This is a genomic window from Mesorhizobium sp. M2C.T.Ca.TU.002.02.1.1, from assembly GCF_003997225.1.
On sequence record NZ_RZTO01000898.1, the window covers coordinates 1 to 2361 of the forward strand.

Genomic DNA, 2361 nt, shown 5'->3' on the forward strand with positions numbered 1-2361 from the left:
GGTCAGGCCCTCATAGCCCTTGGTGATGACCTTCAGGCCGGGCACCTTGGAGATGCGGTCGAGATCGGCGAGCGGCACGGCGGAGAAGGCGGCAAGCTGAATTTCTTCCGCCTCGAGCGCCGCGGCGGCAGATGTGCGATCGGGGAGCACCTGGTAGACGATCTCGTCGAGATAGGGCTCGTCCTTGCCCCAATAGGCGTCGTTCCTCGTCAGCCGATAGTACTGGCCGGCCTTGTACTCGGCGAATTTGAACGGGCCGGTGCCGACCGGCGCGTTGTTGGCCGGGTTCTCCTCGATCTTGCCCACCTCATAAAGGTGTTTCGGCACGACGCTCGACAGCGCTGGCAGCGCGTTGCGGATCAGCTGGAACGGCGTCGGCTTGGCGAATTTGAAGACCGCCGTCAGCTCGTCCGGCGTATCGACGGCCTCCAGGTCCTTGAACACGGTGCGGCCGAGATTCTGCAGCGGTTTCCAGATCTGCAGCGCCGAGAAGGCGACATCGGCGGAGGTGAAGGGCTTGCCGTCATGCCATTTGACGCCGTCGCGCAATTTGAAGGTCACCGACAGGCCGTCGGCCGCACCCTCCCAGGAAAGCGCCAGGCGGGGTTCGAGCCCGTCCTTGCCGTCGAAAGAGGCTTCGGCCAGCGTCTCGACGATCTTGCTGGAGATGAAGAAGACGCCGTTGGAAGCGACGATCGCGGGGTTGAGGTTGCGCGGCTCGGAATCGGCGGCCAGCACGAGACGGCCGCCCTTCTTCGGCGTCTGCGCGAAGGTGATGGCCGGCAGCGCGGTCGAGGCCCAAAGCAGCGCCGAGCCGGCCAGCAGGCCGCGGCGTGAAATCGTCAATTCGGACATCGCTCAAACTCCCCTCCTCGCGCCATGGCAGGCGCGGCAATCGCGTGATTATGGCCCTTGGCAAAGGTTTCGCCAGAGACGGTTTTGGCGCATCATGGCTTGGCTTTGAAATTTCCGTCCGCTGGACCAGCCGGCGGAAGGAGTCTCCGACGCCTTATCTGGTAGGACCAGATTATGGCGAAGCAAGATCAAGATTCGAACGGAAACTGTCTTTGGCGCGAAAGTGATCAATTCTGGCTGGACCAGAGTGGCCAAAATGATGCAGATTTGGCCGACAGCCATAAATCATGACGTTCGGCGCTCCTGCGGCCGATGAAAAACAGGGAGAGGCAGATGAACATCGCTCCGGGCAAAACCGAAGTCAGCAGCATTCCGTTCGACCAGGCGCGGGTGGACCGGCTGATGGAAGAGGCCGGCATCGACGTGCTCTTCGCCACCTCCAAGCACAACACGCAATATCTGCTCGGCGGCTACAAGTTCATCTTCTTCGCCGCGATGGATGCGATCGGCCACAGCCGCTATCTGCCGATCGTCCTTTACGAGAAAGGCGGGCCGGAGCATGCCGCCTATATCGGCAACAAGATGGAAGGCGGCGAGCACCAGAACCATCCCTTCTGGACGCCGACACTGCACGCCGCTTGCTGGGGCACGCTAGATGCCGCCAATCTGGCGGTCGAGCATCTCAAGCAGATCGGCAAGGAAACCGCCCGCATCGGCATTGAGCCGGGCTTCCTGCCGTCCGACGCCTATATGCTGATCCGCAAGGCGCTGCCGGATGCCAAGCTGATCGACGCGACCGGCATGCTGGAGAGCATGCGCGCCATCAAGACCGAAGCGGAGCTCGAACAGCTGCGCATCGCTTCTGAGCTGATCACGGATTCCATGCTGGCGACCATTGCCTGGGCGCGCGAAGGCACGAGCAAGACCGACATCATCGAGCGGCTGAGGCGCGAGGAGACCAATCGCGGCGCGCATTTCGAATATTGCCTGCTGACGCTGGGCTCCAGCCACAACCGCGCGGCGTCCAGCCAGGCGTGGAAGAAGGGTGAGGTGATGTCGATCGATTCCGGCGGCAACTATCACGGCTATATCGGCGACCTCTGCCGCATGGGCGTGCTCGGCGAGCCGGATGCCGAGCTGGAGGATCTTCTGGCCGAGGTCGAAGCGGTGCAGCAGGCGGCCTTTTCCAGGGTCAAGGCAGGCACGCTGGGCGGCGACATGATCGCGCATGCGGAAAGCGTGCTGAAAGCCTCCAAGGTCGCGGCCTACACGGATTTCTTCGCCCATGGCATGGGGCTGATCACGCATGAGGCGCCGTTCCTGATGACCAATCATCCGGTCGCCTATGAGGGCACCTATGCGGCCAAGCCGCTGGAAAAGAACATGGTGCTGTCGGTCGAGACCACCATGCTCCATCCGACGCGCGGCTTCATCAAGCTGGAGGACACTGTCGCTGTGACTGACGCCGGCTATGTGATGTTCGGCGACCGCGGGCGGGGGTGGAAC

2 protein-coding genes are annotated in these 2361 nt (G+C 62.6%); one reads left to right on the plus strand and one right to left on the minus strand.

Annotated elements, in window-relative coordinates; all coding sequences use genetic code 11:
• Nucleotides 1–855 (minus strand): ABC transporter substrate-binding protein (locus tag EOD07_RS31120; RefSeq protein ID WP_245470555.1); only part of this gene is annotated, 855 nt, incomplete at its 3' end.
• Nucleotides 856–1188: 333 nt separating this feature from the next.
• Here EOD07_RS31120 and EOD07_RS31125 point away from each other — a divergent pair.
• On the plus strand, nt 1189–2361 hold a 1173-nt coding region (locus tag EOD07_RS31125; protein ID WP_164772720.1), incomplete at its 3' end, for a Xaa-Pro peptidase family protein.